Raw genomic sequence first — 26,034 nt, forward strand, 5'->3', positions numbered from 1 at the left:
CTTCATTTGGCAAAGGGAAGCATGCGCGACAGCAGGCCGTCGCGGTCCAACAGCTGGTGCTTGAGCGCCGCGAGCACGTGCATCGCGACGAGCGCAAGCAGAATGTAATTCAAAGACACGTGCAGCGTCTTGAAGGTTTCCTTGAGCGCCGGATCGGGGTCGATCAGGCGCGGCAGCGGCACGATGCCGAGATAGACGACCGGAATGTTCGACGCCGAGCTGTACAGGTAGCCCGTCACCGGGATCACGATCATCAGCACGTACAGCAACATGTGCACGCCGTGCGACGCCGCGCGCTGCCACGCCGGCGTGTCGCCCGGCAGCGGCGGCGGCACGTGGGTCGCCCGCCACAGCACGCGCACGACGGCCAGCGCGAACACCGTCACGCCGATCCACTTGTGCCACGAGAAGTACTTCAGCTTGGTCGGCGTGAAGCCGGGGATGTCCGTCATCACCCAGCCGAGCGCGAAGCCGCAGACGATCAGCAGCGCGATCAGCCAGTGCAAGGCGATCGCAGTGTGTGCGTACCGTGCCGGCGCGGCCGGCGGCGATTTCGATGCCATCTTGGATTCCTCAGTTCAGCGAACGGCTGCGCCGGTAAATTCGTCCGACGCATGTCAAGGGCGCCATGCTACCGCAACCTTTTGACGTGCGCGGACTCCGAGAACAGGCGCGCCAGCCGGCTGACGGCTTCCCGCCATGTTACCGACCGGTCACGAAACTCACGATCCTTGACGCATCGAAAAAGCCCTTTTGGTAAGATTGGCGCGGGTTCCGGCCCCGTCGACGCGTTCCCCCAGCCGTCGCGACACCGCCTTTTCCATGCAACGATACGACCTGATTGCCTGCCACGAATGCGACGCACTGTTGCATAAACCGCGCCTGAGCGGCCGCGAGATCGCGCGCTGTCCGCGCTGCGACGCGCTGCTTTATCGCAACAGCACCACGCAGATCGAGCGCATCACCGCGCTCGCGGTCGCCGCGCTCGTCACGTTCATCATCGCGCAGACGTTCCCGATCCTGGAAATGGACCTGAACGGCACGCGCGTGCAGACGACGCTGATCGGCGCGATCGACGCGCTGTGGCGTCAGGACATGGCGATCGTCGGCGTGATGGTGTTCTGCTCGACCGTGCTGTTCCCGCTCGTCGAGATGGCCGCGCTGCTGTACGTGCTGCTGCCGATCCGGCGCGGCATCGTGCCGCCCGGCCTGAACCTCGTGCTGCGCACGATCCAGCTCGTGCGGCCGTGGGGGATGATCGAGGTGTTCATGCTCGGCATCCTGGTCACGATCGTGAAGATGGTGAGCCTCGCGCGCGTCGTGCCCGACGCGGCGCTGTTCGCGTTCGGCGCGCTCACGCTGATGACCGCCGTCGTGCTGATGTTCGACCCGCGCACGCTGTGGGACATCGCCGACGACCTACGCGCCGGCCGCGCGCCGGAGCGGCCCGACGCCGCCGCGCCGCTGCCGGACGCACCCCGCCGATGACGAGGCCCATGCCGACCGCCGCCCGCGAGGGTTACGCCAGCTGCCACGCGTGCGGGCTCGTGCAGACGATCGACCAGCCGCACGCGCACTGCGCGCGCTGCGGCAGCGCGCTGCACGTGCGCACGCCGAACAGCATCATGCGCACGTGGGCGCTGCTGCTCGCGGCCGCGATCCTCTACATTCCGGCGAACCTGCTGCCGATCATGCGCACGTCGTCGATCGTCGGGTCGCAGCAGGACACGATCATGAGCGGCGTCATCTATTTCTGGACGTCCGGCGACTGGCCGCTCGCCGTGGTCGTGTTCGTCGCCAGCATTCTCGTGCCGATGCTCAAGCTCGGCGTGCTGACGATCCTCGTCACCAGCGCGCAGCGTCGCGCCGCGTGGCGACCGCTGCAGCGCACGCGCCTCTACCGGATCGTCGAGCGCATCGGCCGCTGGTCGATGCTCGACATCTTCGTCGTGACGCTGACCGTCGCGCTCGTCCATTTCCGTTCGCTCGCCGTCATCACGGCCGGCCCCGGCGCGCTCGCGTTCGGCTCGGTCGTGATCCTGACGATGCTCGCGTCGATGCAGTTCGATCCCCGCCTGATCTGGGATCCAGTCGAAACCTCAGGGAATCACCATGAATAGTCCACAAGGCCCGCAGCACGACGCGCCCCGGCCGCCCGATCCGGCGATCTCGACGAAAAGCGGCTGGCTGCCGTCGCTCGTCTGGCTCGTGCCGCTGATCGCCGCGCTGATCGGCATCGGCCTCGTGATCAAGTCCGTGCGCGAGCGCGGCCCGGAAATCACGATCAGCTTCCACAGCGCCGAAGGGCTCGAGCCGGGCAAGACCCAGGTCAAGTACAAGGACGTCGAGATCGGCATGGTCAAGACGATCAAGCTGTCGAAGGACCTGTCGCGCGTGCTGGTCCAGGTGCAGCTCAAGAAGGAAGCCGAGGACTTCGCGGTCCAGGGTTCGCGCTTCTGGATCGTGCGGCCCCGCGTCGGCGCGACCGGCGTGTCGGGGCTCGGCACGCTGCTGTCCGGCGCGTACATCGGCGTCGACGCCGGTCACGGCCAGGACACGCTGACCGACTTCACCGGCCTGGAGACGCCACCCGCCGTCACCGGCGACCAGAAAGGCACGCAATACGTGCTGCGCGGCGATTCGCTCGGCTCGGTCGACATCGGCTCGCCGGTCTACTACCGCCGCGTCCAGGTCGGCCAGGTGGTCGGCTTCTCGCTCGACAAGGACGGCACGGGCGTCACGTTCAACGTGTTCGTGAATGCGCCGTACGACCAGTACGTCGGCCTGAACTCGCGCTGGTGGCAGGCGAGCGGCGTCGACCTGCGGCTCGATTCGAGCGGCCTGAAGCTGAACACGCAATCGCTCGCGACGGTGATCCTCGGCGGCATCGCGTTCCAGACGCCGCCGAACCAGGGCAGCGGCGCGACCGCACCGAACAACACGACGTTCCGCCTCGGCTCCGACGAGGGCGACGCGATGCGCGACCCGGACGGCCAGCCGCTGCAGGTCGTGATGAACTTCAGCCAGTCGCTGCGCGGGCTCGCCGTCGGCGCGCCGGTCGACTTCCGCGGCATCGTGCTCGGCGAAGTGACGAACATCGGCATCGACTTCGATCCCAAGACGAAGAACTTCCTGATGCCGGTGACGATCAACGTGTATCCGGAACGCCTCGGCCGCCGCTTCCGCGAGACGATCGAGAGCAAGGGCGAACCGGCGCGCCGCGAGATCGTCGAGCGGCTCGTCCAGCACGGGCTGCGCGGCCAGTTGCGCACCGGCAACCTGCTGACGAGCCAGCTGTACGTCGCGCTCGACTTCTTCCCGAAGGCGCCGGCCGTGAAGATCGACACGAGCCGCCTGCCGCTCGAACTGCCGACCGTGCCGAATACGCTCGACGAGTTGCAGCTGCAGGTCGCCGACATCGCGAAGAAGCTCGACAAGGTGCCGTTCGACCAGATCGGCGCGAACCTGAACAGCGCGCTCGCGAACGCCGACAAGCTGTTCAAGCAGCTCGACACGCAGGTCGCGCCGGAAGCGCGCGACACGCTGTCGGCCGCGAAGCAGACCTTCTCGACCGCCGAGGCGACGCTGCAGCAGGATTCGCCGCTGCAGTCCGACGTGCGCGGCGCGCTGAAGGAACTCACGCGCACGCTGCAATCGCTGAACGCGCTCGCCGACTATCTGGAGCGCCACCCCGAATCGCTGCTCAAGGGCAAGCCAGGAGATAAACAATGACGACACGCGTGAACGGTTTCGCGAGCGGCGCGGCGACGGCGCTCGCCGTACTCGCGCTCGCCGCGTGCAGCTCGCCGCCCGCACGGTTCTACACGCTCAGCCCGGCCGACGCCGCGGCGCCGCTGCGCACCGCGCCGGCCAATCCGGCGTTCCTGATCGAGGTGCCGTCGGTCGGCGTGCCCGAGCAGGTCGCGAAGAGCCAGCTGGTCGTGCAGAAGAACGCCGCGCAGGTCGACGTGCTCGAGCAGGAACGCTGGGCGTCGCCGCCCGCCGACGAGATCCGCCGCGCGCTGTCGGACGATCTCGCCGCGCAGCTCGGCACGATCGACGTCGCGAATTCCGCTTACCCGCCCGGCGTGCCCGTGTACCGCATCAGCGTGAACGTGCAGCGCTTCGAGTCGTGGCCGGGCAAGCGCGCCGCGGTCGACGCCGTGTGGAGCGTGCGCTCGCTCGCCACTCAGGCCGTGATGACCTGCCGCACGAGCGTCGCGGAACCGGTCGCCGACGGCTACGACGCGCTCGTCGCCGGCCACCGGCGCGCGCTCGACGTGATCGCCTCGCAAGCCGCGGACGGCGTGCGCGCGATGGCCGCACGCCGCGGCACGGCGGCGACGGCCACGCCCACGGCCGGCGGCAAGACGGCCGCCGCGCCGGTCGTGCCGTGTCCGGCCAGCCCGACGTCCGGCGGCGATGCCGGCGCGACGGGCAAGTCCGGCGCATAAGCGGACGCGGACGGCGCGCGGGCGAGCGTTCGACACGACGTGCGACTGCGCGGTGTCGAATGGCGCCGCCCGCTCGGCCGTGCCCGCCGAGTATCGTCGGCCGCACGCCGCCGCAGCCGGCTTCGCCGATCGCCGTCATTGGCCAAGCGGTCGTTGACATTCTTTGTCAAAGCCGCCGGAACCCGCGCCATGCAACGCGGTCGGCTTGCGTTTTCCGGCCCGATTGACGATCCTACGCACTTTCAGGCTCGCGCCGTTCGCCGTGCGCACCAGCCAGCGGCGCCGGGCCGCGTTCGGCCCGACCGCCATGCCTCCCGGCGCCCGCACGCGAATCGCGTGCATCGCAGCGGGGCAGCCGCATCGCGGGTCGCCGCCCGTCGTCCGGCACCGGCCCCGTCTCACCCGTTCTCACCGGCGCCGCGCCGTTGCTCCGGCCGGCATCCCGAACCCGCCCGTCCCGGGCTTTCGCTATTCCGTTTATGTTTCGTTCCCTGACGACCCTGATCAAGAAGTGGCGCGCGTCGCGCAATGCCGGTCACCAGCTCGATGCGCTGCTCGCGCACGCCGATGCCGACGCGTCGTACGCCGAGCGCAGCGAATGGCTGATCGAGCTCGCGCACTGGCTGCGCCGCAACGGCACGGTGCAGGACGCGCAGGCCGAACGCGACGCCGACACGCGCGCGTATCCGGCCCATGCGCGGTTGCGCTACCTGTTCCACGTGCTCGACCGCAATCCCGCGTGGAAAGCGCACGCCGCACGCATCCTGCGCGGCATCCTGCGCGAGTGCGACGGCATCTCGCTGCTGTGCGATGCAGGCATGCCCGTGCATTCGGGCTTCTTCGGCGCGCTGTTCGAGCGGATCGACTCGTCGCTGATCCCGCCCGCGCCGAACCGCCGCGAGCTGTCGGCGTTGTTCACGCTGATGTTCCCGACGCCCGAGGACGCGAAATGGATCGACGCGCTGCCCGACGACCTGCTCGCACGCCTGGCCGAGCTGATCTCGTTCGACGTCACCGAAGAAGAGCGCCACGAGCCCGGCTCGTTCTCGCGCGACCTGCTGGCCGCGCTGCACAACCTGACCTGCCAGATCAGCTCGACGGGCCTGTCGCAGACGGTGCGCAGCCGGCTGTCCGACGACGATGCGCGCAAGCCGCTCGAATCGCAGCCGTTCTACCGCCTCACGCGCGCGATGCTCGCGGTCGAGACCGCGCATGCGGCCGTCGAGGACGGCGGCGACCCGAGCAAGCTGCTGCACGAGGTGAACTACCTGCGCGTGCTGCTCGACGAATGCCGGATCGCCGTCGACGACGTGTTCGCGCACCTGTACCGCAACGGCGTGTCGGTCGACATCGTGTTCCAGGTCGAGCGGATGCGCATGCGCATCCTGCGCGCCGAAACGCTGCTGAACGCATGGATGGCGCGCGACGACCTGCATGGGATGGCGCACCTGACCGCCGAGCTCGTCGACGCGAACCAGAACAGCCAGAGCGTCGCGCACCTCGTGCGCAGCAACTTCTCGCTGTTCGCGCGCAAGCTCGTCGAGACCAACGCGGACACCGGCGAGCACTACATCTCGCGCGGCCGCGCCGAGTACCTGAAGATGCTGCGGATGGCCGCGGGCGGCGGCCTCGTCACCGTCGTGACCGTGTGCGTGAAGTTCGCGATCACGGGCGCGCACCTGCAGTCGATGCTCGAAGGGCTGCTCGCGGGCATCAACTACGCGGCCAGCTTCATGCTGATGCACTTCCTGCACTTCACGCTCGCGACCAAGCAGCCCGCGATGACCGCGCCGACGCTCGCGCGCGAACTCGACGACACCGGTCACGAGGAAGGCGTGAAGGCGTTCGTCGCGTCGGTGATCGCGCTGATCCGCACGCAGGCGGCCGCGATTTCCGGCAACGTGCTGGTCGTGCTGCCGGTGTGCCTGCTCGTGCAGCTGTTCGCGAGCAACGTGCTGCACGCGAACCTGATCTCGCCGGAGAAGGCGCACGCGACGCTGCATTCGTTCTCGCTGCTCGGCCCGACGCCGTTCTACGCCGCGCTCACCGGCGTGCTGCTGTGGGCGTCGAGCCTGCTCGCCGGCTGGGCCGACAACTGGTTCGTGCTGCACCGGGTCGGCGATGCGCTCGCGTACAACCGCCGGCTGCGCCTGACGCTCGGCGCGGCCGGTGCCGCGAAGCTCGCGCACTTCTGTCGTTCGAACGTCGCCGGCGTGGTCGCGAACGTCGGCCTCGGCCTGATGCTCGGCCTGATCCCGGCGATCGTCACCGTGTTCATGTTCCCGTTCGAGGTGCGGCACGTGACGCTGTCGGCCGGCTCGATCGGGATCGCGCTCGGCGTGCTGGGCAAGGGTGCGCTCAGTACGCCCGAACTGTGGTGGGCCGGCGCCGGCGTGCTGAGCATGGCGATCCTCAACGTGCTCGTGAGCTTCGCGCTCGCGTTCACGATGGCCGTGCGCTCGCGCAGCCTGCGCCCGACCAAGGTGCGCGCGCTCGTCGCGGCGATCGTCCGCACGGTGCTGTCGAATCCGCTCGCGCTGTTCTGGCCGGCGGGCAACCCCGCCGCGCGCGCCGGCCAGCCGGGCGCGCACTGACCTGCGGCGGGGTGCGAGGCGGCCGGGCGCCGCCGCGCCGCCCTTCCGGCGCGCACCTATGACCGTCGCGCCGGCGCCACCGCGCCGAAACGCCGGCCCCGGTCGTCCGCGCCGCGTACAATAGTGGACTTTTGCACGTCCTCACCCGCCTTATGTCCTCGCCCACCCTGTTCGAATTCTTCGCCCCCTGCCCGCGCGGCCTCGAAGCGGCGCTTGCCGCCGAGCTGGCCGAAATCGCCGGCCGCCACCTGAACGGCGCGCCGTTCACCGCGGGCGCGCAGGTGCCGGGCGGCGTCCATTTCAGCGGCGGCTGGGCCGCCGGCATGGCCGCGAACCTCCATTCGCGGATCGCGAGCCGCATTCTGCTGAAGATCGCGCACGGCCCGTACCGCAACGAGCAGGACGTCTACGCGCTCGCGCTCGAGCAGCCGTGGGAGCGCTGGTTCGCGTCGACGCAGACGCTGCGCATCGACATCACCGCGATCAAGTCGCCGCTGAAGAGCCTCGAATTCACGACGCTGCGCGTGAAGGATGCGATCTGCGACCGGATGCGCGAGAAAACCGGCGCGCGCCCGAGTATCGACACCGGTGCGCCGGACGTGCGCGTGTTCGCGTTCCTGACGGCCAACGAATGCACGCTGTACCTCGACACGTCGGGCGAGCCGCTGTTCAAGCGCGGCTGGCGTCTCGACAAGGGAGCGGCGCCGCTGCGCGAGAACCTCGCTGCCGGCATCCTGCGCCTGACGGGCTGGACGCCCGGCACCGCGCTGTACGACCCGATGTGCGGCAGCGGCACGTTCCTCGCGGAAGCCGCGCAGATCGCGCTCGGCGTGGCGCCCGGCGTCGAGCGCCGGTTCGGCTTCGAAAAGCTCAAGCAGTACGACATTACCGCGTGGCAGGGGCTGAAGGTCCCGGCGCTCGACGCGAAGCGCGCGGCGCGCGCCAGGCGCGGCGAAGCGCTCGGCGTGTACGGCAGCGACATTTCCGGCGACATGCTCGAGAAGGCGCGCGCGAACCTCGAACGCGCGGGCGTGCCGTCGGTGTGGCTCAAGCAGGTCGACGCGCGCGGGATGACGCCGCCGTCCGACGGGCCGGGCATCCTCCTCGCGAACCCGCCGTACGGCGAGCGGATCGAAGTGCGCGGCCGCAGCGCCCGCGGCGAGGTGCGCGAAACCGGCCGCAACCGCGGCAACGACGACGCATTCCGCCGCACGCACACCGACGCGCCGGACAGCGAGTTCTTCAACGCGCTCGGCGATGCGCTGAAGCAGCGCTTCACGGGCTGGCAGGCGTTCCTGCTGACGTCCGACCGTTCGCTGCCGGGCCAGTTGCGCCTGCGCGAATCGGCCAAGACGCCGTTGTTCAACGGCGCGCTCGAATGCCGGTTGTTCCGCTTCGACCTGATCGCCGGCAGCGTGAAGGCGCGCCCGGCGGCCGCGGAAGGCGACGCGTAAGCCAGCCGTCCGCTGTCACGAGCAACGACGTCCAGGGGCCGCCATCGCGGCCCCTGTGCTTTTGCGCGACCGGTCAGTGCTTCGACTTCGACCAGCGCGCCATCGTGAACGGTAGCGCCTGCCCGGTCTCGAGCAGCGTCTTCAGGCTCGACAGCACGACCGGCCAGCCGCCGCGAATCCCGCGATCCATCTCCGAACCGGGCACCAGCCCGTCGTGCGTGACGGTCAGTTTCACGACGCCCTCGTACGGCTCGACCAGATAGGTCACGCGCGATTCCTCGCCCTCTCCCGACGGCGTGCGCCACGTGACGACCAGCCGGCGCGGCGGATCGTTCTCGACCACTTCGCCGACGATGTCGACCCGTGACGGGTCGTCGTAGTCCTGATGTTCCCAGCGCGACCCCGGCCGCCAGTCGGGCGACGCGTTGCGATGCCGCACCCAGTAGTCCTTCGTCAGCTCGGCGTTGGTCAGCGCATCGAACACGCGCTCGGGCGTGGCCGCGATGAAGGTCACGTACACAAAGGCGGGATTACCCATCGTCATCTCCTGTGTCGCGGGGCGCTTCCAGCCCGCGCTTGAGATCCGCCAGCGCCTGCAGGCGCTGACGCTCGAACTTGCCGATCCAGCGTTCCGCGATGTCATGGATCGGCACCGGATTCAGGTAATGCAGCTTCTCCCGGCCGCGCCACGTCGTCGCGACGAGATTCGCGGCCTCGAGCAGCGCAAGGTGCTTGCTGACGGCCTGCCGGCTCATCGCGAGCCCGTCGCACAGCTCGGACAGCGTCTGGCCGTTTTTCGCATGCAGCAGGTCGAGCAACTGACGGCGCGTGGCGTCGGCCAGCGCCTTGAAAACGAGGTCCATGCCGCTCCCGGGTCGATGACCTCATTATGCAACCAAATGGTTGCATGTCAAGGGTGACAACTCTACTGACAATACGGTGTCAGCAGCCCGCGATCACACTGCAATCCCGGCGCAATGCAGGCTGGTTTCCACACCGAATCCGCATAACAACGCAAACAACGCAACAAGGAGCTCGTCATGACGTCAGCAACCGCTACTGCCACCCTGGAACGCGCGATCGCCTGGTTCGACATTCCGTCCCTCGATTTCGACCGCGCGATCCGCTTTTACGAAACCGTGCTGCAAACCACGTTGCAGCGCGAAATCATCGGCGGCGTGCCGATGGCGACCTTCGATCGCGACGCGTCGAGCACGGGCGGCAGCATCGTGTTCGATCCGCAGCAGATGAAGCCGAGCGCGAACGGCGTGCTCGTCTACCTGAACGCCGGCGAATCGGTCGTCGCGGCACTCGAACGCGCGAAGCGCGCGGGCGGCGTCGTGCAGGGCTCGGTCGTCGAGCTGCCGAACAACTACGGCTACGTCGGCTACCTGATCGACACGGAAGGCAACCGCGTCGGCCTGCACGCGCCGAAATGCCACTGAGCGCGGCGCTCAGCGGGCCGGCGCGGCGCTATCATCGCGAAGTCCCCGTAGCCAGAGGAATCGAGGTGCTGTCATGACCCGCCGTGCCGACCGCCTGTTCCAGATCGCCGAGCTGTTGCGCGGGCGTCGCCTCACGACCGCGCAGCAACTGGCCGACTGGCTGTCGGTGTCGCCGCGCACGGTCTATCGCGACGTGCGCGACCTGCAACTGTCAGGGGTCCCGATCGAAGGCGAGGCCGGCATCGGCTACCGGCTGAACCGCAACGCGAGCCTGCCGCCGCTCACGTTCACGGCCGAGGAGCTGGCGGCGCTCGCCACCGGCGCGCGCATGCTCGAGACCTGGGGCGGGGCGCGTTTCGCGAGCGGCGCACGCTCGGCGCTCGCGAAGATCGCGTCGGCGATGCCGGCCGACAAGCGCACGGCGCTCGACCGCCTGCCCGTGTTCGCGCCGTCGTTCCACATCGACGAGACGTTTTGCGCGAAGGTCGACGCGATCCACCAGGCGATCGACACGCGCCACATCGTCAGCTTCGACTATCGCGACCGGCTCGGCGCGCATTCGCAGCGCCGCGTATGGCCGCTCGGGCTCGTCTACTGGGGCGGGCGCTGGACGATCGGCGCGTGGTGCGAGCTGCGCGACGATTTCCGCACCTTCGACATCGCGCGGATGGGCGACATCACCGTGCACGAGCAGTTTCCGGACATGGAAGGCCGGCGGATCGCCGACTACATGCGGATCGCGGAAGCGCCGATGCGCTGACGCGACGCGGCGGCGGGCACCCGCCGCCGCCCTTCGTTTTCCGCGCGCCGTGTGGCGCCCACCTCCGCTTTCGCTACCCGCCGAACACCACGGGCCGCTTCGGCCGCTCGTCGACGTGCAGTGAAAACACGTCCGCACGCGCATAGTGGCCGACGACGTCGAAGTCGTAGCGCGCCTTCACGAGCTCGTCGGTGTCGATACGGGCGGTGACGAGCCCGGCCTCGCCGATCAGCGGCTCCGTCAACGGGTCGCCGAGCGGCCCGACGATCACGCTGCCGCCGCGGATCAGCGGCCGCTCGGGGTCCCAGCCCGGCACGTCGATGCCGAGCGCGCGCGGCGACGGCTGCACCTGGCACGCGCTCACGACGAAGCAACGCCCTTCGTGCGCGATGTGCCGCATCGAGCTTTGCCACACGTCGCGCTCGTCGACGGTCGGCGCGCACCAGATCTGCACGCCTTTCGCGTACATCGCGCAGCGCAGCAGCGGCATGTGGTTCTCCCAGCAGATCGCGGCACCCGCGCGGCCCGCGGCCGTCTCGACGACGGGCAGCGTCGAGCCGTCGCCCTGCCCCCAGATCAGCCGCTCGGTGCCGGTCGGCATCAGCTTGCGGTGCTTCGCGACGAGCCCGTCGCGCGGATCGAAGAACAGCGCCGTGCAGTACAGCGTGCTGCCGCCGCGCTCGATCACGCCGACCACGAGGCTCGCGCCGGTGCGCTGCGACAGCGCGGCCAGCTCGTCGGTTTCGGGCCCCGGTACGTCGATCGCCTGCGCGGCGTAGCGCGCATACGCATCGCGCCCTTCGGGCAGCCGGTAGCCGAGCCGCGTGCCGAAGATTTCGCCTTTCGGATAGCCGCCGAGCACGGCCTCGGGCAGCACGACCAGCGACGCGCCGCTGTCGCGGATCGCGGTTTCGTAGCCGAGGATCGTGTCGAGCGTGGCGCGCGTGCCGGCGGGCGATGCGCCGATCTGCAGCGCGGCGATGACTGAGGTGGACATGAAGGCGTCTCCGGTGAATGCGGTGAATGGGATGACGCCATCTTTGTCGATATCATTTCATCGATCAAATCGATACAACGATAACTGACATGAATGCAGATGATATCGCCAGCCTGGACCTGAACCTGCTGAAGGTGTTCGAGGCGCTGTACGAGGAAGGCGGCGCGAGCCGCGCGGCGCTGCGGCTCGACCTCACGCAGTCGGCGGTCAGCGCGGCACTCGGGCGGCTGCGCGTGATCTACGCCGATCCGCTGTTCGTGCGCACCGGCCGCGGGCTCGCGCCGACGCCGCGCGCCGACGAACTGAAGCCGATCCTGTCCGACGCGCTCGACCGCTGCCGCGAAAGCCTCGCGATCGCGGCGGACGGCGGCGAGCGCGTCGGCCGCACGATCTCGATCGGGCTGTCCGACGATTTCGAGATCGCGCTCGGCCGCGCGCTGATCGATGCGGTCGCGCAAGCAGCCGCCGGCATCCGGCTGATCTTCCGGCAGACCCACAGCGGCATCGCCGGCGACGCGCTGCTGCGGCACGGCGTCGATCTCGCGATCGCGTCGGGGGGATTCTCGGCGAACGGCCTCAGCAGGCGCGCGGTCGCCACCGGCGGCTATGCGTGCCTGATCGATCCGGCCGGCCGCGCACGGACGCCGCGCACGCTGACGCTCGCCGAGTTCCTGCGGCGCGACCACCTGCTCGTGTCGTCGGGCGGCGTGATCGGCATCGTCGACGAGGCGCTGGCCGCGCTCGGCCACAAGCGGCGCGTCGCGGCGTCGACCACGCATTTCGCCGCGCTGCCGTACCTGCTCGCCGGCTCCGACGCGGTCGCGACGATTCCCGCGCATGCGGCGCGTGCGATCGCGCAGGCGACTTCGCTGCGCGCGCTCGCGTGCCCGGTCGACCTGCCGCGCTATCCGGTCGAAATCGGCTGGCGCACGAGCACGCAGCGCGACCCGGCGATCGTGCGCGTACGCGACGCGATCGCCGCCTGCGTCGCACGCCTCGTCACACCATGAAAAAGACCCGGCCGGCTTGCACCGGTCGGGCCTGTCCGGAGGCGCGGCGCCGCGCATCGAAGCGGGCGCCGCGTAGCCGGGGCGGGCGTTACTCGACGGCCTTCACCATGTCCTCGATGACCTTCTTCGCATCGCCGAACACCATCATCGTCTTGTCCATGTAGAACAGGTCGTTGTCGAGGCCCGCGTAGCCGGCCGCCATCGAACGCTTGTTGACGATCACCGTGCGCGCCTTGTACGCCTCGATGATCGGCATCCCCGCGATCGGCGATTTCGGATCGTTCTTCGCGGCCGGGTTCACGACGTCGTTCGCGCCGAGCACGAGCACCACGTCCACCTGGCCGAATTCGCCGTTGATGTCCTCCATCTCGTGCACGATCTCGTACGGCACTTCCGCTTCCGCGAGCAGCACGTTCATGTGCCCCGGCATCCGCCCGGCAACCGGGTGGATCGCGTACTTCACGTCGATGCCCTTCTCGACCAGCTTGTCGGTCAGCTCCTTCAGCGCGTGCTGCGCGCGGGCGACGGCGAGCCCGTAACCCGGCACGATCACGACCGATTCCGCGTTGCCGAGCATGAACGCCGCGTCGTCGGCCGAACCCGACTTCACCGGCCGCTGCTCCTGCGCGCCCGCCGCGCCGCCGGCCGCCGCTTCGCCGCCGAACCCGCCGAGGATCACGTTGAAGAACGAGCGGTTCATCGCGTGGCACATGATGTACGACAGGATCGCGCCCGACGAGCCGACCAGCGAACCGGCGATGATCAGCATCGCGTTGTTCAGCGAGAAGCCGATGCCGGCCGCCGCCCAGCCCGAGTACGAGTTCAGCATCGACACGACCACCGGCATGTCCGCGCCGCCGATCGGGATGATGATCAGCACGCCGAGCACGAACGCGATCGCCGTCATGATGATGAACGGCAGCCACGCCTGCGTGATGAAGAACAGGATGCCGAAGCCGAGCATCGCGATCGCGAGCATCAGGTTGATCAGGTGCTGGCCGGCATACACGACCGGCGCGCCCTGGAACAGCCGGAACTTGTACTTGCCCGACAGCTTGCCGAACGCGATCACCGAACCGGAGAACGTGATCGCGCCGACGAACGTGCCGATGAACAGCTCGACGCGGTTGCCGTACGGGATGAAACTCGACGACACCGCGTCCTGCGGCACGAGCCCGAACGCTTCCGGCTCCGACACCACCGCGTACGCGATGCACACGGCCGCGAGACCGATCAGCGAGTGCATCGCCGCGACGAGTTCCGGCATCTTGGTCATCTCGACGCGCGCGGCGACGAATGCGCCGACGCCCCCGCCGACGATCAGCGCGCCGAGCACGAGCGCGAGGCCGAGCGGCAGGTTCGCGCCGAGCCACGTGGCCTGCTTGACGATCAGCGCGATCGTCGTGAGGATCGCGATGGCCATCCCGACCATCCCGAACAGGTTGCCGCGCCGCGCGCTCTTCGGGTTCGACAGGCCCTTCAGCGCCTGGATGAAGCACACCGACGCGACGAGGTACAGCAGCGTAACGACGTTCATGCTCATCGCGCGCCCTCCTTGCCGCCCTCGACACGCTTGGGCTCCTTCTTGCGGAACATCTCGAGCATGCGCCTCGTCACGAGAAAGCCGCCGAACACGTTGACGGCCGCGAGCGCGACCGCGAGCGTGCCGAAGAACTTGCCGGTCGCGCCGACGGTGAGCGCGGCCGCGAGCATCGCGCCGACGATCACGATCGCCGAGATCGCGTTGGTCACGGCCATCAGCGGCGTATGCAGCGCCGGCGTGACGTTCCAGACGACGTGGTAGCCGACGTACACCGCCAGCACGAAGATGATCACGTTGATCACCGTGTGATTGATGACTTCCATGGTCTCCTCCGTTATTTGCGCGCGAGCTCGCCGTCGCGGCACAGCAGCGTCGCGGCGACGATGTCGTCGGTCAGGTCGATGTTCAGCGTGCCTTCCTTCGTGACGATCAGCTTCATGAAGTCCAGCAGGTTGCGCGCGTACAGCGCCGACGCGTCCGACGCGACCATCGATGCGAGGTTCGTGTAGCCGGCGATCGTCACGCCGTGGTGCACGATCACCTGGTCGGCGACGGTCAGCGGGCAGTTGCCGCCCTTGCGGCCGTCGATTTCCGGGCCGCGGCCGGCCGCGAGATCGACGAGCACCGAGCCGGGCTTCATCGACTGCGCGGTGTCGACCGAGATCAGCGTCGGCGCCGGACGCCCGGGAATCAATGCGGTGGTGATCACGATGTCGGCCTGCTTCGCGCGCTCGTGCACGAGCGCGGCCTGGCGGCCGAGCCATGACGGCGGCATCGGGCGCGCATAGCCGCCGACGCCCTGCGCGGCTTCGCGCTCTTCGTCGGTTTCGAACGGGACGTCGAGGAATTTCGCGCCGAGCGACTCGATCTGCTCCTTCACGGCCGGCCGCACGTCGGATGCCTCGATCACCGCGCCCAGCCGCTTCGCGGTCGCGATCGCCTGCAGGCCCGCGACGCCCGCGCCGAGAATCAGCACGCGCGCCGCCTTCACGGTGCCCGCGGCCGTCATCAGCATCGGCATGAAGCGCGGATACAGCGATGCGGCCACCAGCACGGCCTTGTAGCCGGCGATGTTCGCCTGCGACGACAGCACGTCGAGACTCTGCGCACGGGTGGTCCGCGGCGCGGCCTCGAGCGCGAAACCGGTCACGCCGGCCGCGGCGAGTTTCGCCGCCTGCTCGCCGTTGAACGGCTCGAGCATGCCGACCAGCACGGCGCCGCGCTTGAGCAACGGCAGTTCGGCGTCGGTGGGCGCCTGGACCTTCAGCACGAGGTCGGCGGCAAAAGCGGCCGACTGGTCGGTCAATTCGGCACCGGCGGCCACATAGGCTTCATCGGGATAGCTGGCTGCGCTGCCGGCCCCTTTCGCGATACTGACGCGATGGCCGGCCGCCGCGTATTTCTTCACGGTTTCCGGCGTCGCAGCCACACGCGCCTCGTTGGCCCGCGTTTCAGCAGGCACTCCAATATGCATCGTCAGTTCCTCCAGTCATTGTCAGTATTTCTTTTCTTGCGATTTTTACTGCGCAACGAGCCGGACAGGCTGACTTACCGGCTCACGAGCAACGGCTTTCACGCTGCACTTTAACCGAAAGCGATGGCCCCGCCAGCACTTTCCGCACGACCGTGCTCGAATGCGACATGCGCTTGACCCGTGCCGTCACGCATCCCCGGCACGGACGATCTGCCGGGGTCGGATTCGTCTAACCAGACGGCCGGCAGCGTTCGGGCGCAACCGGTAAAATGCCGAACCATGAAACCCGAACTCTGGACCCCGCATGTGACGGTCGCCGCGCTCGTCGAGCGCGCCGGCCGCTTTCTCGTGATCGAGGAAGAAACCTCGACGGGCCTGCGCATCAATCAGCCGGCCGGTCATCTCGAAGCCGGCGAAACGCTGGCCGACGCCGTGATCCGCGAAACGCTCGAGGAAACCGCGCACCCGTTCACGCCCGACGCGCTCGTCGGCGTCTATCTCGCGCACTACGAGCGCCCCGGCAGCGCCGGCGCGACCTACCTGCGCTTCACGTTCTGCGGCACGGCCGGCGAGCCGATCGCGGGCCATGTGCTCGACGACGGCATCGTGCGCACGCTGTGGATGACGGCGGACGAGCTGCGCGCGTGCAGCGAGCGCCATCGTTCGCCCGCGGTGATGCGCTGCGTCGACGACTATCTCGCCGGGCGGCGCATCCCGCTCGATTTCGTGCACACGCATTCGGTCGCCCCGCGCCCCGAGGCATTCGAACGTCAGGCGGTCAGCAAATGAGCAAGCGCCGTGTAGTGGTGGGCATGTCGGGCGGCGTCGATTCGTCGGTGACCGCGTGGCTGCTGAAGGAACAGGGCTACGACGTGGTCGGCCTGTTCATGAAGAACTGGGAAGACGACGACGACGGCGAGTACTGCTCGACGCGCCAGGACTGGATCGACGTCGTGTCGGTGGCCGACCTGATCGGCATCGACGTGGAAGCCGTCAACTTCGCCGCGGAATACAAGGACCGCGTGTTCGCCGAGTTCCTGCGCGAATACTCGGCCGGCCGCACGCCGAACCCCGACGTGCTCTGCAATGCCGAGATCAAGTTCAAGGCGTTCCTCGACCACGCAATGTCGCTCGACGCGGAAATGATCGCGACCGGTCACTACGCACGCGTGCGCGAACGCGACGGGCGTTTCGAACTGCTGAAGGCTTTCGATCATACGAAAGACCAGTCGTACTTCCTGCACCGGCTGAACCAGGCGCAACTGTCGAAGACGATGTTCCCGCTCGGCGAGATCCCGAAGACGAAGGTGCGCGAGATCGCCGCGCAGATCGGGCTGCCGAATGCGAAGAAGAAGGATTCGACCGGCATCTGCTTCATCGGCGAACGGCCGTTCCGCGATTTCCTGAATCGCTACCTGCCGACCAAGCCGGGCCCGATGAAGACGCCCGACGGCAAGGTGGTCGGCGAGCACATCGGCCTCGCGTTCTATACGTTCGGCCAGCGCAAGGGCATCGGCCTCGGCGGCAGCAAGAGCGGCAGCGGCGAGCCGTGGTTCGTCGCCGCGAAGGACATCGCATCGAACACGCTGTACGTCGCGCAGGGCCACGATCATCCGTGGCTGCTGTCGCGCGAGCTCGTCGCCGGCAACGTGAGCTGGGTCGCCGGCGAGCCGCCGGCCGACGGCTTCGCGTGCGGCGCGAAGACGCGCTACCGGCAGGCCGACGCGGCGTGCGTATTCGGGCGGGCCGCGACAGGCGCCGAGGCCGCCGGCCCGGCAGGCGAAGCGCGCTTCTCGCTCGCGTTCGACGACGCGCAGTGGGCCGTCACGCCCGGCCAGTCGGCCGTGCTGTACGACGGCGAGATCTGCCTCGGCGGCGGCATCATCGAATCCGCGGCCACCGGCCAGCCCGGTCAGGCCACGTCGGCGGGCCACGCGCCGGCACTCGCCGAAGCACGCTGACATCCATTCGGTTTAGACTTGCGGCACGTCGCGCCCGGCGGAACACGATTCCGCCGCGGCCGGCGCGCCGCCGCGCAGCGTACGCATGGCGGTATTTCAAGATTCTTACGGAGTCCCCATGCTTTCAAGACGCTACCTCGCGATGTGGTGTGCTGTCCTGCTGCTCATCGCCGCGGCCGCACTCGCGTCGATCCACGTGCTTTCGTGGCTGTGGATCATCCTCCCCGTCGCCCTCGTCGCGCTCGGCCTGTACGACCTGAACCAGGACCGCCACGCGATCCTGCGGAACTACCCGCTCTGGGGCCACTTCCGCTTCCTGTTCGAATTCATCCGACCTGAAATCCGCCAGTACTTCGTCGAGGACGACACCGACGAGAAACCGTTCTCGCGTGCGCAGCGCAGCCTCGTCTACCAGCGCGCGAAGAACGTCGCCGACAACCGCCCGTACGGCACCGAGCTGAACGTGAAGGCCGTCGCGCACGAATGGATCAGCCATTCGCTCGCGCCGACGAAGCTGCCGAACCACGATTTCCGCATCCGCGTCGGCGCGAGTCGCGCGCAACCGTACGACATTTCGATCTTCAACATCTCGGCGATGAGCTTCGGCTCGCTGTCCGCGAACGCGATCCGCTCGCTGAACCTCGGCGCGAAGAAAGGCGGCTTCGCGCACGACACCGGCGAAGGCTCGCTGTCGAAGTACCACCGCGAGCACGGCGGCGACATCATCTGGGAAATCGCGTCCGGCTACTTCGGCTGCCGCAACGACGACGGCACGTTCAATCCGGACAAGTTCGCGAAGCAGGCCGCCGATCCGCAGGTCAAGATGATCGAGGTGAAGCTGTCGCAGGGCGCTAAGCCCGGTCACGGCGGCGTGCTGCCGGCCGCGAAGATCACGCCCGAGATCGCCGAGACGCGCGGCGTGCCGATGGGCAAGGACTGCATCTCGCCCGCGACGCATTCGGAATTCTCGACGCCGCGCGGACTGCTCGAATTCGTCGAGCGGCTGCGCACGCTGTCCGGCGGCAAGCCGACCGGCTTCAAGCTGTGCATCGGCCATCCGTGGGAATTCTTCGGGATCGCCAAGGCGATGCTCGAAACCGGCATCGTGCCCGACTTCATCGTCGTCGACGGCGCGGAAGGCGGCACCGGCGCGGCGCCGCTCGAATTCACCGACCACGTCGGCGTGCCGCTGCAGGAAGGGCTGCTGCTCGTGCACAACACGCTCGTCGGAATCGGCGTGCGCGATCGCGTGAAGCTCGGCGCGAGCGGCAAGATCATCACCGCGTTCGACATCGCGCGCACGCTCGCGATCGGCGCGGACTGGGTGAACTCGGCGCGCGGCTTCATGTTCGCGGTCGGCTGCATCCAGGCGCAGCACTGCCACACCGACCGCTGCCCGACCGGCGTCGCGACGCAGGACCCGGTGCGCCAGCGCGCGCTCGTCGTGCCCGACAAGGCCGAGCGCGTGTACAACTTCCACCGCAACACGCTGCATGCGCTGCAGGAACTCGTGCAGGCGGCCGGACTCGCCCATCCGTCCGAGCTGCGCGCGCATCACATCGTGCAGCGGGTCGCGCCGCACGAGGTGCGATTGATGTCGCAACTGCTGAAGTACCTGAAGCCCGGTGCGCTGCTCGACGGCCAGACCTGCGGCTTCTCGCTGTACGACAAGTGGTGGCCGATCGCGCGCAGCGATTCGTTCACGCTCGGCGAAGCCGTGTACGCATCGATCGAGTGACGCACGCGGCCGCTCCGCTGCGGCGGCCCACGCGACAAAAAGAAAAGCGCCCCGCGGGGCGCTTTTCTTTCGTCTGCCGAATGCTCGCGGGCCGGGCCGCAGCTCAGTTCTGCGGCAGCGTATCGGCGAACGACGGTCGCTGCTGCAGCTTCACGAAGTGCTTGTCGAGGTTCGGGTGGCGATCGCGCCAGTTGAGCTCGGGCATCCGGAAGTCGAGGTAGCCGAGCGCGCAGCCGAGTGCGATGTCGGCGAGCGTGTAATGATTACCGACGCACCACGTCTTGCCGCCGAGCCCCTGCGACATCGCGACGAGCGCATCGTCGATCTTGCGTTGCTGGCGCGCGATCCAGCTCGGGCTGCGCTGCCCTTCTTCGCGCAGCGTGTGTTCGAGACGGATCGCGACCGCCGCGTCGAGCACGCCGTCGCCCAGTGCTTCCCAGCAGCGCACTTCCACGCGCTCGCGGCCCGACGGCGGAATCAGCTTGCCGACCGGCGACAGCGTATCGACGTATTCGCAGATCACGCGGGAATCGAACACCGCGGCACCATCCTCCATCACGAGGCACGGGACCTTGCCGAGCGGATTCGAAGCATGAATATCCGTCTCCGGCGCCCACACGTTCTCGAGCTCCAGCTTGTAGTCGATCTTCTTTTCAGCAAGCACGATCCGCGCCTTTCGGACGTACGGGCTGCTGAGCGAACCGATTAATTTCATCATCTGCCTTTTTAAGGGAACCGCCGAGAGTATACGTTGTCGTCGATCATAACCGGCCGGTGCAGCCGGGTAGAAAATCGCCCGTCCGGCCTGTGGATGGTTTGCAACAGCGGCCGCGCGGGCCCAGTCGGTGCGGCTTCCGGCCCCACTCTCACGCACGGCGTCACGCGGCGCTACAATCGCACGAATGAACGCGCCCCTCGATACCGCCATCGCCGTCGACGTCTACCGCCAGCGCCGTGAACGCGTGCTTGCCGCACTGCGTGCCGCGGGCGGCGGCGTCGCCATCGTCCCCACCGCGCCGGAAATGCTGCGCAACCGCGATACGGCCTACCCGTACCGGTTCGACAGCTACTTCCATTACCTGACGGGCTTCACCGAGCCGGATGCCGTGCTCGTGCTGAACGCGGCCGCGCCGCACGGCGCGCCGGAATCGATCCTGTTCTGCCGCGCCAAGAACGTCGACCGCGAGATCTGGGAAGGCTTCCACTACGGGCCCGAGGCCGCGCGCGACGCGTTCGGCTTCGACGCGGCGTTCGCGGTCGACGTGATCGACACCGAGATGCCGCGCCTGCTCGCCGATGCGGGCACCGTCCACTACCGGTTCGGCGCATCGGCCGACTTCGAGCGCCAGCTCGCCGGCTGGCTCGACGCGGTGCGCGCGCAGGCACGCGCGGGCGTCGCCGCGCCGGACGCGCTGCTCGATCTCACGCCGCTGCTCGACGACATGCGGCTCGTGAAGGACGAACACGAACTCGCGATCATGATGCGCGCCGCGCACATCTCCGCGCTCGCGCATCGCCGCGCGATGCAGGTGTGCCGCCCCGGCATCCGCGAATACGAGCTCGAGGCCGAGCTGCTGTACCTGTTCCGCAAGCACGGCGCGCAGGCGCCCGCGTACGGCTCGATCGTCGCGGCCGGCGCGAACGCGTGCGTGCTGCACTACCCGGCCGGCAACGCGGCCGCGCGGGACGGCGACCTGATCCTGATCGACGCCGCCTGCGAACTCGACGGCTATGCATCCGACATCACCCGCACGTTCCCGGCGAACGGGCGCTTCTCGCCCGCGCAGCGCACGCTGTACGACATCGTGCTCGCCGCGCAGCAGGCCGCGATCGACGCGACGCGCGCGGGCGTGCCGTTCGAGGCGCCGCACGACGCGGCCGTACGCGTGCTCGCCCAGGGGCTGCTCGACACCGGCATCATCCCGAAAACGCGCTTCTCGAACGTCGACGACGTGATCGCCGAGCGTGCGTACACGCGCTTCTACATGCACCGCACCGGCCACTGGCTCGGCATGGACGTGCACGATTGCGGCGACTACCGCGAGCGGCTCGCCGCGCGCGACGCCAACGGCGCGCTGCCGTGGCGCACGCTGAAGCCCGGCATGACGCTCACCGTCGAGCCCGGCCTGTATGTGCGCGCGGCCGACGACGTGCCGCCCGAGTACTGGAACATCGGCATCCGCATCGAGGACGACGCGATCGTGCGCGAGCACGGCTGCGAACTGATCACGCGCGGCGTGCCGGTCGCGGCCGACGAGATCGAGGCGCTGATGCGCGCGGACGCATGACCGGCCGCCGACCGTACCCTCCGTTTCACGAATCAAGATGACGACCGCTTCCTCCCCGGCCACGCCGGACTACGACCTCGCCATCGTCGGCGCGGGCCCCGTCGGGCTCGCGCTCGCCGGCTGGCTCGCCCGCCGCAGCGCGACGCAGCACGCGTCGATCGCGCTGATCGATGCACGCGAACCGGCCGCGAGCGCGAACGACCCGCGCGCGATCGCCGTGTCGCACGGCAGCCGCGTGCTGCTCGATACGCTCGCATGGCCCGCCGACGCCACGCCGATCGAACATATCCACGTGTCGCAGCGCGGCCATTTCGGCCGCACGCTGATCGACCGCGACGAACACGCGCTCGCGGCGCTCGGCTACGTGGTGCGCTACGGCTCGATCGTGCAGGCGCTCGCGGGCGCCGTACGCGGCATGCGCGTCGACTGGCTCACGTCGACCACCGCGCACACGCCGCAGCAGGATGCCGACGGCGTCACGCTGACGCTCGACGGCCCGCAAGGCGAACGCACGCTGCGTGCGCGCATCGTCATCAACGCCGAAGGCGGGCTGTTCCACCAGCAGCAGGCCGATACGGGCAAGCATCGCCGCGACTACGGCCAGACCGCGCTCGTCGGCACGGTCACGGTATCGGCGCCGCGCCCGAACGTCGCGTGGGAACGCTTCACGCACGAAGGCCCGCTCGCACTGCTGCCGCTGGGCGGGCCGCGTCAGGCCGACTACTCGCTCGTCTGGTGCTGTACGCCCGACGAAGCGGCGCGACGGGCCGCGCTGCCCGACGATGCGTTCCTGCGCGAGCTCGGCAGCGTGTTCGGAGAACGCATGGGCGAATTCGTCGCGATCGCCGGGCGCGCGTCGTTCCCGCTCGGCCTGAACGCCGCGCAGACGCTCGTCAACGGCCGCATCGCGATCGTCGGCAATGCCGCGCAAACGCTGCATCCGGTGGCAGGCCAGGGGCTCAACCTCGGCCTGCGCGATGCACACACGCTCGTCGACACACTGTCCGCACAAGGCTTCGAAGCGACCGCGCTCGCGACCTTCAACGCGCGCCGCGCGCTCGACCGGCGCTTCACGATCGGCGCGACCGACACGCTGGCGCGCCTGTTTACGATCGACGCGGGCCCGCTGCCGCTGCTGCGTGGCGCGGCGCTCACCGCGCTCGAATTCGTGCCGCCGCTCAAGAAGGCGATCGCACGCCAGATGATGTTCGGCCAGCGCAACTGACACGCGGCGCGCCGCACCGCCTCTCCAGGCAAACCGGGTCAAATCGGCGGGGCATGGGAATACGGTAAAATGCCCGTTTTCCGTCTTCCCTTCCCCTGCCCGCGCGTGCCGCGGGCGGCGCCATTGCGATGCCCGTTATCGGCCCTCACGTATTGCGTAACAACCTGTTCGTCGCCCCGATGGCCGGGGTGACGGATCGTCCGTTCCGCCAGCTGTGCAAACGGCTGGGGGCCGGTTACGCCGTGTCCGAGATGGTCGCGTCGAACGCGCAGCTGTGGAAAAGCGCGAAGACGATGCGGCGCGCGAACCACGAAGGCGAAGTCGAGCCGATCGCGGTGCAGATCGCCGGCGCCGATCCGGCGATGATGGCCGAAGCGGCCCGCTACAACGTCGACAACGGCGCGCAGATCATCGACATCAACATGGGCTGCCCGGCGAAGAAGGTCTGCAACGTCGCGGCCGGCTCCGCGCTGCTGCAGAACGAGCCGCTCGTGCAGCGGATCGTCGAGGCGGTCGTCGCGGCGGTCGGTACCGGGCCCGATGCGGTGCCCGTCACGTTGAAGATCCGCACCGGCTGGGACCGCGAGCACAAGAACGCGATCACGGTCGCGCGCCTGGCCGAGGCAGCCGGCATCTCGATGCTGACCGTGCACGGCCGCACGCGCGCCGACCTGTACCGGGGCGACGCCGAGTACGACACGATCGCGGCCGTGAAGGCGGCCGTGCGGATTCCGGTCGTCGCGAACGGCGACATCACATCGCCCGCCAAGGCGAAGGCCGTGCTCGATGCAACCGGCGCCGACGCGCTGATGATCGGTCGCGCCGCGCAAGGCCGGCCGTGGCTGTTCCGCGAAATCGATCATTTCCTGCAAACCGGCGAGCTGCTGCCCCCGCCGCGGATCGACGAGATCCAGCACGTGATGAACGAACACCTGGAAGACCACTACGCTTTCTATGGCGAATTCACCGGCGTCCGTACTGCGCGCAAGCACATCGGCTGGTACACTCGCGGCCTTTCCGGTGCCAACGGGTTCCGGCACCGAATGAACACGCTCGATTCCACCCGCGAGCAACTCGCCGCCGTCAATGCATTCTTCGAGGCGCAAAAGGCGCTGTCGGACCACCTCGTCTACGTCGACGACGAAGAGGAAAACGGCCAGGGCGAGTCGGACGACCATAACCAGTTAGCAGCATGAGCAAGCACAACATCGAACAATGTGTCCGCGAGAGCCTGGACGTGTATTTCCGGGATCTAGACGGCTCCAATCCGCACGACGTCTATGAAATGGTGATGTCCTGCGTCGAAAAGCCGATGCTCGAGGTCGTGCTCGTACAGGCCGGCGGCAACCAGTCGCTCGCCGCGGAGTACCTCGGCATCAATCGCAATACGCTGCGCAAGAAGCTGCAGCAGCACGGCCTGCTGTAGGCGGCCGTCCCGTCCCCGTTTCCCTGGCTATTGGTGGTTCCATCATGATCAAGCAAGCGCTCATTTCCGTTTCCGACAAGACCGGCATCGTCGACTTCGCGAAGTCGCTGTCCGACCTCGGCGTCAAGCTGCTGTCGACGGGCGGCACCGCGAAACTCCTCGCCGACGCGGGCCTGCCCGTGACCGAAGTGGCCGATTACACGGGCTTCCCGGAAATGCTCGATGGGCGCGTGAAGACGCTCCACCCGAAGGTGCACGGCGGCATCCTCGCGCGCCGCGACCTGCCCGAGCACATGCAGGCGCTCGAACAGCACGGCATCCCGACGATCGACCTGCTCGTCGTGAACCTGTATCCGTTCGTCGCGACGATCGCGAAGGACGACTGCACGCTCGCCGACGCGATCGAGAACATCGACATCGGCGGCCCGACGATGCTGCGCTCGGCCGCGAAGAACCACCGCGACGTGACGGTCGTCGTCGATCCGGCCGACTACGCGGTCGTGCTCGATGAAATGAAGGCGAACGGCAATACGGTCGGCTACCCGACCAACTTCCGCCTCGCGACGAAGGTGTTCGCGCACACCGCGCAATACGACGGCGCGATCACGAACTACCTGACGAGCCTGACCGACGAGCTGAAGCACGCATCGCGCAGCGCGTACCCGGCCACGCTGAACCTGGCGTTCGACAAGGTTCAGGACCTGCGCTACGGCGAGAACCCGCACCAGAGCGCGGCGTTCTACCGCGACCTCGCGGCGCCGGCCGGCGCGCTGGCGAACTACCGCCAGTTGCAGGGCAAGGAACTGTCGTACAACAACATCGCGGATTCGGACGCGGCGTGGGAATGCGTGAAGACGTTCGACGCGCCGGCCTGCGTGATCATCAAGCATGCGAACCCGTGCGGCGTCGCGGTCGGCAACGACTCGGCCGACGCGTACGCGAAGGCCTTCCAGACCGACCCGACCTCGGCATTCGGCGGCATCATCGCGTTCAACCGCGAAGTCGACGAAGCGGCCGCGCAAGCCGTTGCGAAGCAGTTCGTCGAAGTGCTGATCGCCCCGTCGTTCTCCGACGCCGCGAAGCAGGTGTTCGCCGCGAAGCAGAACGTGCGCCTGCTCGAAATCGCGCTGGGCGACGGCCATAACGCATTCGACCTGAAGCGCGTCGGCGGCGGCCTGCTCGTGCAGTCGCTCGATTCGAAGAACGTGCAGCCGCACGAGCTGCGCGTCGTCACGAAGCGGCACCCGACGCCGAAGGAAATGGACGACCTGCTGTTCGCATGGCGCGTCGCGAAGTACGTGAAGTCGAACGCGATCGTGTTCTGCGGCAATGGCATGACGCTCGGCGTCGGCGCCGGCCAGATGAGCCGCGTCGATTCCGCCCGCATCGCGAGCATCAAGGCGCAGAACGCCGGCCTGACGCTGACCGGCTCGGCCGTCGCGTCGGATGCGTTCTTCCCGTTCCGCGACGGCCTCGACGTCGTCGTGGCGGCCGGCGCGACCTGCGTGATCCAGCCGGGCGGCTCGATGCGCGACGACGAAGTGATCGCGGCAGCCGACGAGCACAACATCGCGATGATCCTGACGGGCGTGCGCCACTTCCGTCACTGATCGCCGCACGCGGCCCGCGCGGCCGCTGCACCGGAACCCGGCGGCATCATCCCCG

The 26,034-nt window shown here is 68.5% G+C and carries 25 protein-coding genes; 17 read left to right on the plus strand and 8 right to left on the minus strand.

What is annotated here, in order from left to right; all coding sequences use genetic code 11:
• Window positions 1–2 precede the first annotated feature (2 nt).
• Entirely contained in the window at window positions 3–563 is a 561-nt protein-coding gene (locus H0X91_RS06715; protein ID WP_006482464.1) for a cytochrome b, read from the minus strand.
• A 259-nt stretch (window positions 564–822) separates the two neighbouring features.
• Here H0X91_RS06715 and H0X91_RS06720 point away from each other — a divergent pair, with 259 nt between their 5' ends.
• The 6 genes from H0X91_RS06720 to H0X91_RS06745 all read left to right on the plus strand — a co-directional run bounded on the left by H0X91_RS06720 (window position 823) and on the right by H0X91_RS06745 (window position 8,502).
• Window positions 823–1,488, plus strand: a complete 666-nt coding sequence (locus H0X91_RS06720) for a paraquat-inducible protein A (RefSeq protein WP_012492950.1) — start codon at window positions 823–825, stop codon at window positions 1,486–1,488.
• Between the two features lie 8 nt (window positions 1,489–1,496).
• Window positions 1,497–2,120, plus strand: coding sequence for a paraquat-inducible protein A (locus tag H0X91_RS06725; protein WP_012492951.1), 624 nt, complete (start codon window positions 1,497–1,499; stop codon window positions 2,118–2,120).
• Complete coding sequence (locus H0X91_RS06730) at window positions 2,113–3,732, plus strand: PqiB family protein (protein ID WP_006482664.1); 1,620 nt, start codon at window positions 2,113–2,115, stop codon at window positions 3,730–3,732. Before H0X91_RS06725 ends, H0X91_RS06730 begins: the two co-directional genes overlap by 8 nt.
• Entirely contained in the window at window positions 3,729–4,454 is a 726-nt protein-coding gene (locus H0X91_RS06735) for a PqiC family protein (protein ID WP_006497516.1), read from the plus strand. The genes H0X91_RS06730 and H0X91_RS06735 overlap by 4 nt, the downstream gene beginning before the upstream one ends.
• Window positions 4,455–4,933: 479 nt before the next feature.
• Window positions 4,934–7,048 carry a site-specific recombinase gene (locus H0X91_RS06740; protein WP_006493515.1) on the plus strand — a complete coding sequence of 705 codons (2,115 nt, stop codon included), beginning with the start codon at window positions 4,934–4,936 and terminating at the stop codon, window positions 7,046–7,048.
• 152 nt (window positions 7,049–7,200) lie between these two features.
• Entirely contained in the window at window positions 7,201–8,502 is a 1,302-nt protein-coding gene (locus tag H0X91_RS06745; protein WP_006483445.1) for a THUMP domain-containing class I SAM-dependent RNA methyltransferase, read from the plus strand.
• 73 nt (window positions 8,503–8,575) lie between these two features.
• On the opposite strand, the gene H0X91_RS06750 is transcribed toward H0X91_RS06745, so the two are convergent.
• Together H0X91_RS06750 and H0X91_RS06755 are read right to left on the minus strand one after the other, a co-directional pair.
• Complete coding sequence (locus tag H0X91_RS06750) at window positions 8,576–9,040, minus strand: SRPBCC family protein (protein ID WP_006493327.1); 465 nt, start codon at window positions 9,038–9,040, stop codon at window positions 8,576–8,578.
• A complete protein-coding gene (locus H0X91_RS06755; protein ID WP_006483451.1) occupies window positions 9,033–9,365 on the minus strand; it encodes an ArsR/SmtB family transcription factor in 333 nt (110 codons plus the stop codon). Before H0X91_RS06755 ends, H0X91_RS06750 begins: the two co-directional genes overlap by 8 nt.
• Before the next feature lie 177 nt (window positions 9,366–9,542).
• Between H0X91_RS06755 and H0X91_RS06760 the strand changes: the two genes are divergently transcribed.
• Window positions 9,543–9,947 (plus strand): VOC family protein, encoded by a 405-nt coding sequence (locus tag H0X91_RS06760; RefSeq protein ID WP_006483432.1) that lies wholly within the window; start codon window positions 9,543–9,545, stop codon window positions 9,945–9,947.
• Window positions 9,948–10,020: 73 nt separating this feature from the next.
• Complete coding sequence (locus H0X91_RS06765) at window positions 10,021–10,707, plus strand: helix-turn-helix transcriptional regulator (protein WP_006497518.1); 687 nt, start codon at window positions 10,021–10,023, stop codon at window positions 10,705–10,707.
• A gap of 73 nt (window positions 10,708–10,780) precedes the next feature.
• Here the strand turns inward: H0X91_RS06765 and H0X91_RS06770 are convergent, their stop codons facing one another.
• Entirely contained in the window at window positions 10,781–11,704 is a 924-nt protein-coding gene (locus H0X91_RS06770; protein ID WP_006483427.1) for a carbon-nitrogen hydrolase family protein, read from the minus strand.
• 89 nt (window positions 11,705–11,793) lie between these two features.
• Between H0X91_RS06770 and H0X91_RS06775 the strand changes: the two genes are divergently transcribed.
• Window positions 11,794–12,714: a LysR family transcriptional regulator gene (locus tag H0X91_RS06775; RefSeq protein ID WP_006497519.1), complete on the plus strand. Its 921-nt coding sequence runs from the start codon at window positions 11,794–11,796 to the stop codon at window positions 12,712–12,714.
• Between the two features lie 88 nt (window positions 12,715–12,802).
• Here the strand turns inward: H0X91_RS06775 and H0X91_RS06780 are convergent, their stop codons facing one another.
• The 3 genes from H0X91_RS06780 to H0X91_RS06790 are packed head-to-tail and all read right to left on the minus strand — an operon-like array spanning window position 12,803 to window position 15,731.
• A complete protein-coding gene (locus H0X91_RS06780) occupies window positions 12,803–14,257 on the minus strand; it encodes an NAD(P)(+) transhydrogenase (Re/Si-specific) subunit beta (RefSeq protein WP_058902145.1) in 1,455 nt (484 codons plus the stop codon).
• Window positions 14,254–14,580, minus strand: coding sequence for an NAD(P) transhydrogenase subunit alpha (locus tag H0X91_RS06785; protein WP_006476884.1), 327 nt, complete (start codon window positions 14,578–14,580; stop codon window positions 14,254–14,256). Before H0X91_RS06785 ends, H0X91_RS06780 begins: the two co-directional genes overlap by 4 nt.
• 11 nt (window positions 14,581–14,591) lie before the next feature.
• Entirely contained in the window at window positions 14,592–15,731 is a 1,140-nt protein-coding gene (locus H0X91_RS06790; protein ID WP_012492952.1) for a Re/Si-specific NAD(P)(+) transhydrogenase subunit alpha, read from the minus strand.
• A 279-nt stretch (window positions 15,732–16,010) separates the two neighbouring features.
• Here H0X91_RS06790 and H0X91_RS06795 point away from each other — a divergent pair, with 279 nt between their 5' ends.
• The 3 genes from H0X91_RS06795 to H0X91_RS06805 all read left to right on the plus strand — a co-directional run bounded on the left by H0X91_RS06795 (window position 16,011) and on the right by H0X91_RS06805 (window position 19,430).
• Complete coding sequence (locus tag H0X91_RS06795) at window positions 16,011–16,520, plus strand: NUDIX hydrolase (RefSeq protein WP_006493325.1); 510 nt, start codon at window positions 16,011–16,013, stop codon at window positions 16,518–16,520.
• On the plus strand, window positions 16,517–17,692 hold the full coding sequence (gene mnmA, locus H0X91_RS06800) for a tRNA 2-thiouridine(34) synthase MnmA (RefSeq protein WP_048987091.1): 1,176 nt from the start codon (window positions 16,517–16,519) through the stop codon (window positions 17,690–17,692). The genes H0X91_RS06795 and mnmA overlap by 4 nt, the downstream gene beginning before the upstream one ends.
• Window positions 17,693–17,810: 118 nt before the next feature.
• Window positions 17,811–19,430 carry an FMN-binding glutamate synthase family protein gene (locus tag H0X91_RS06805; protein WP_006483441.1) on the plus strand — a complete coding sequence of 540 codons (1,620 nt, stop codon included), beginning with the start codon at window positions 17,811–17,813 and terminating at the stop codon, window positions 19,428–19,430.
• A gap of 103 nt (window positions 19,431–19,533) precedes the next feature.
• Here the strand turns inward: H0X91_RS06805 and H0X91_RS06810 are convergent, their stop codons facing one another.
• Window positions 19,534–20,148 (minus strand): glutathione S-transferase family protein, encoded by a 615-nt coding sequence (locus H0X91_RS06810; protein ID WP_034178360.1) that lies wholly within the window; start codon window positions 20,146–20,148, stop codon window positions 19,534–19,536.
• A 184-nt stretch (window positions 20,149–20,332) separates the two neighbouring features.
• On the opposite strand from H0X91_RS06810, the gene H0X91_RS06815 reads away from it, so the two are divergent.
• The 5 genes from H0X91_RS06815 (at window position 20,333) to purH (ending at window position 25,979) form a co-directional block, all read left to right on the plus strand.
• Window positions 20,333–21,718 carry an aminopeptidase P N-terminal domain-containing protein gene (locus tag H0X91_RS06815; RefSeq protein WP_048987089.1) on the plus strand — a complete coding sequence of 462 codons (1,386 nt, stop codon included), beginning with the start codon at window positions 20,333–20,335 and terminating at the stop codon, window positions 21,716–21,718.
• A 37-nt stretch (window positions 21,719–21,755) separates the two neighbouring features.
• The gene (locus tag H0X91_RS06820) at window positions 21,756–22,943 is read left to right on the plus strand and encodes a UbiH/UbiF/VisC/COQ6 family ubiquinone biosynthesis hydroxylase (RefSeq protein WP_077189450.1); all 1,188 of its coding nucleotides are present in this window, start codon (window positions 21,756–21,758) and stop codon (window positions 22,941–22,943) included.
• A gap of 128 nt (window positions 22,944–23,071) precedes the next feature.
• A complete protein-coding gene (gene dusB / locus H0X91_RS06825; protein ID WP_006497523.1) occupies window positions 23,072–24,139 on the plus strand; it encodes a tRNA dihydrouridine synthase DusB in 1,068 nt (355 codons plus the stop codon).
• Entirely contained in the window at window positions 24,136–24,369 is a 234-nt protein-coding gene (locus tag H0X91_RS06830) for a Fis family transcriptional regulator (RefSeq protein ID WP_006476892.1), read from the plus strand. The genes dusB and H0X91_RS06830 overlap by 4 nt, the downstream gene beginning before the upstream one ends.
• Window positions 24,370–24,413: 44 nt before the next feature.
• The gene (purH, locus tag H0X91_RS06835) at window positions 24,414–25,979 is read left to right on the plus strand and encodes a bifunctional phosphoribosylaminoimidazolecarboxamide formyltransferase/IMP cyclohydrolase (RefSeq protein ID WP_006483450.1); all 1,566 of its coding nucleotides are present in this window, start codon (window positions 24,414–24,416) and stop codon (window positions 25,977–25,979) included.
• Window positions 25,980–26,034 lie beyond the last annotated feature (55 nt).

This window comes from Burkholderia sp. 9777_1386 (assembly GCF_015712265.1).
Classification (GTDB): domain Bacteria; phylum Pseudomonadota; class Gammaproteobacteria; order Burkholderiales; family Burkholderiaceae; genus Burkholderia; species Burkholderia cenocepacia.

Coding starts and splice junctions, on each gene's coding strand:
- H0X91_RS06715 (WP_006482464.1), bottom strand. CDS start 563: ATGGCATCGAAATCGCCGCCGGCCGCGCCGGCACGGTACGCACACACT.
- H0X91_RS06720 (WP_012492950.1), top strand. CDS start 823: ATGCAACGATACGACCTGATTGCCTGCCACGAATGCGACGCACTGTTG.
- H0X91_RS06725 (WP_012492951.1), top strand. CDS start 1,497: ATGCCGACCGCCGCCCGCGAGGGTTACGCCAGCTGCCACGCGTGCGGG.
- H0X91_RS06730 (WP_006482664.1), top strand. CDS start 2,113: ATGAATAGTCCACAAGGCCCGCAGCACGACGCGCCCCGGCCGCCCGAT.
- H0X91_RS06735 (WP_006497516.1), top strand. CDS start 3,729: ATGACGACACGCGTGAACGGTTTCGCGAGCGGCGCGGCGACGGCGCTC.
- H0X91_RS06740 (WP_006493515.1), top strand. CDS start 4,934: ATGTTTCGTTCCCTGACGACCCTGATCAAGAAGTGGCGCGCGTCGCGC.
- H0X91_RS06745 (WP_006483445.1), top strand. CDS start 7,201: ATGTCCTCGCCCACCCTGTTCGAATTCTTCGCCCCCTGCCCGCGCGGC.
- H0X91_RS06750 (WP_006493327.1), bottom strand. CDS start 9,040: ATGGGTAATCCCGCCTTTGTGTACGTGACCTTCATCGCGGCCACGCCC.
- H0X91_RS06755 (WP_006483451.1), bottom strand. CDS start 9,365: ATGGACCTCGTTTTCAAGGCGCTGGCCGACGCCACGCGCCGTCAGTTG.
- H0X91_RS06760 (WP_006483432.1), top strand. CDS start 9,543: ATGACGTCAGCAACCGCTACTGCCACCCTGGAACGCGCGATCGCCTGG.
- H0X91_RS06765 (WP_006497518.1), top strand. CDS start 10,021: ATGACCCGCCGTGCCGACCGCCTGTTCCAGATCGCCGAGCTGTTGCGC.
- H0X91_RS06770 (WP_006483427.1), bottom strand. CDS start 11,704: ATGTCCACCTCAGTCATCGCCGCGCTGCAGATCGGCGCATCGCCCGCC.
- H0X91_RS06775 (WP_006497519.1), top strand. CDS start 11,794: ATGAATGCAGATGATATCGCCAGCCTGGACCTGAACCTGCTGAAGGTG.
- H0X91_RS06780 (WP_058902145.1), bottom strand. CDS start 14,257: ATGAGCATGAACGTCGTTACGCTGCTGTACCTCGTCGCGTCGGTGTGC.
- H0X91_RS06785 (WP_006476884.1), bottom strand. CDS start 14,580: ATGGAAGTCATCAATCACACGGTGATCAACGTGATCATCTTCGTGCTG.
- H0X91_RS06790 (WP_012492952.1), bottom strand. CDS start 15,731: ATGCATATTGGAGTGCCTGCTGAAACGCGGGCCAACGAGGCGCGTGTG.
- H0X91_RS06795 (WP_006493325.1), top strand. CDS start 16,011: ATGAAACCCGAACTCTGGACCCCGCATGTGACGGTCGCCGCGCTCGTC.
- mnmA (WP_048987091.1), top strand. CDS start 16,517: ATGAGCAAGCGCCGTGTAGTGGTGGGCATGTCGGGCGGCGTCGATTCG.
- H0X91_RS06805 (WP_006483441.1), top strand. CDS start 17,811: ATGCTTTCAAGACGCTACCTCGCGATGTGGTGTGCTGTCCTGCTGCTC.
- H0X91_RS06810 (WP_034178360.1), bottom strand. CDS start 20,148: ATGATGAAATTAATCGGTTCGCTCAGCAGCCCGTACGTCCGAAAGGCG.
- H0X91_RS06815 (WP_048987089.1), top strand. CDS start 20,333: ATGAACGCGCCCCTCGATACCGCCATCGCCGTCGACGTCTACCGCCAG.
- H0X91_RS06820 (WP_077189450.1), top strand. CDS start 21,756: ATGACGACCGCTTCCTCCCCGGCCACGCCGGACTACGACCTCGCCATC.
- dusB (WP_006497523.1), top strand. CDS start 23,072: ATGCCCGTTATCGGCCCTCACGTATTGCGTAACAACCTGTTCGTCGCC.
- H0X91_RS06830 (WP_006476892.1), top strand. CDS start 24,136: ATGAGCAAGCACAACATCGAACAATGTGTCCGCGAGAGCCTGGACGTG.
- purH (WP_006483450.1), top strand. CDS start 24,414: ATGATCAAGCAAGCGCTCATTTCCGTTTCCGACAAGACCGGCATCGTC.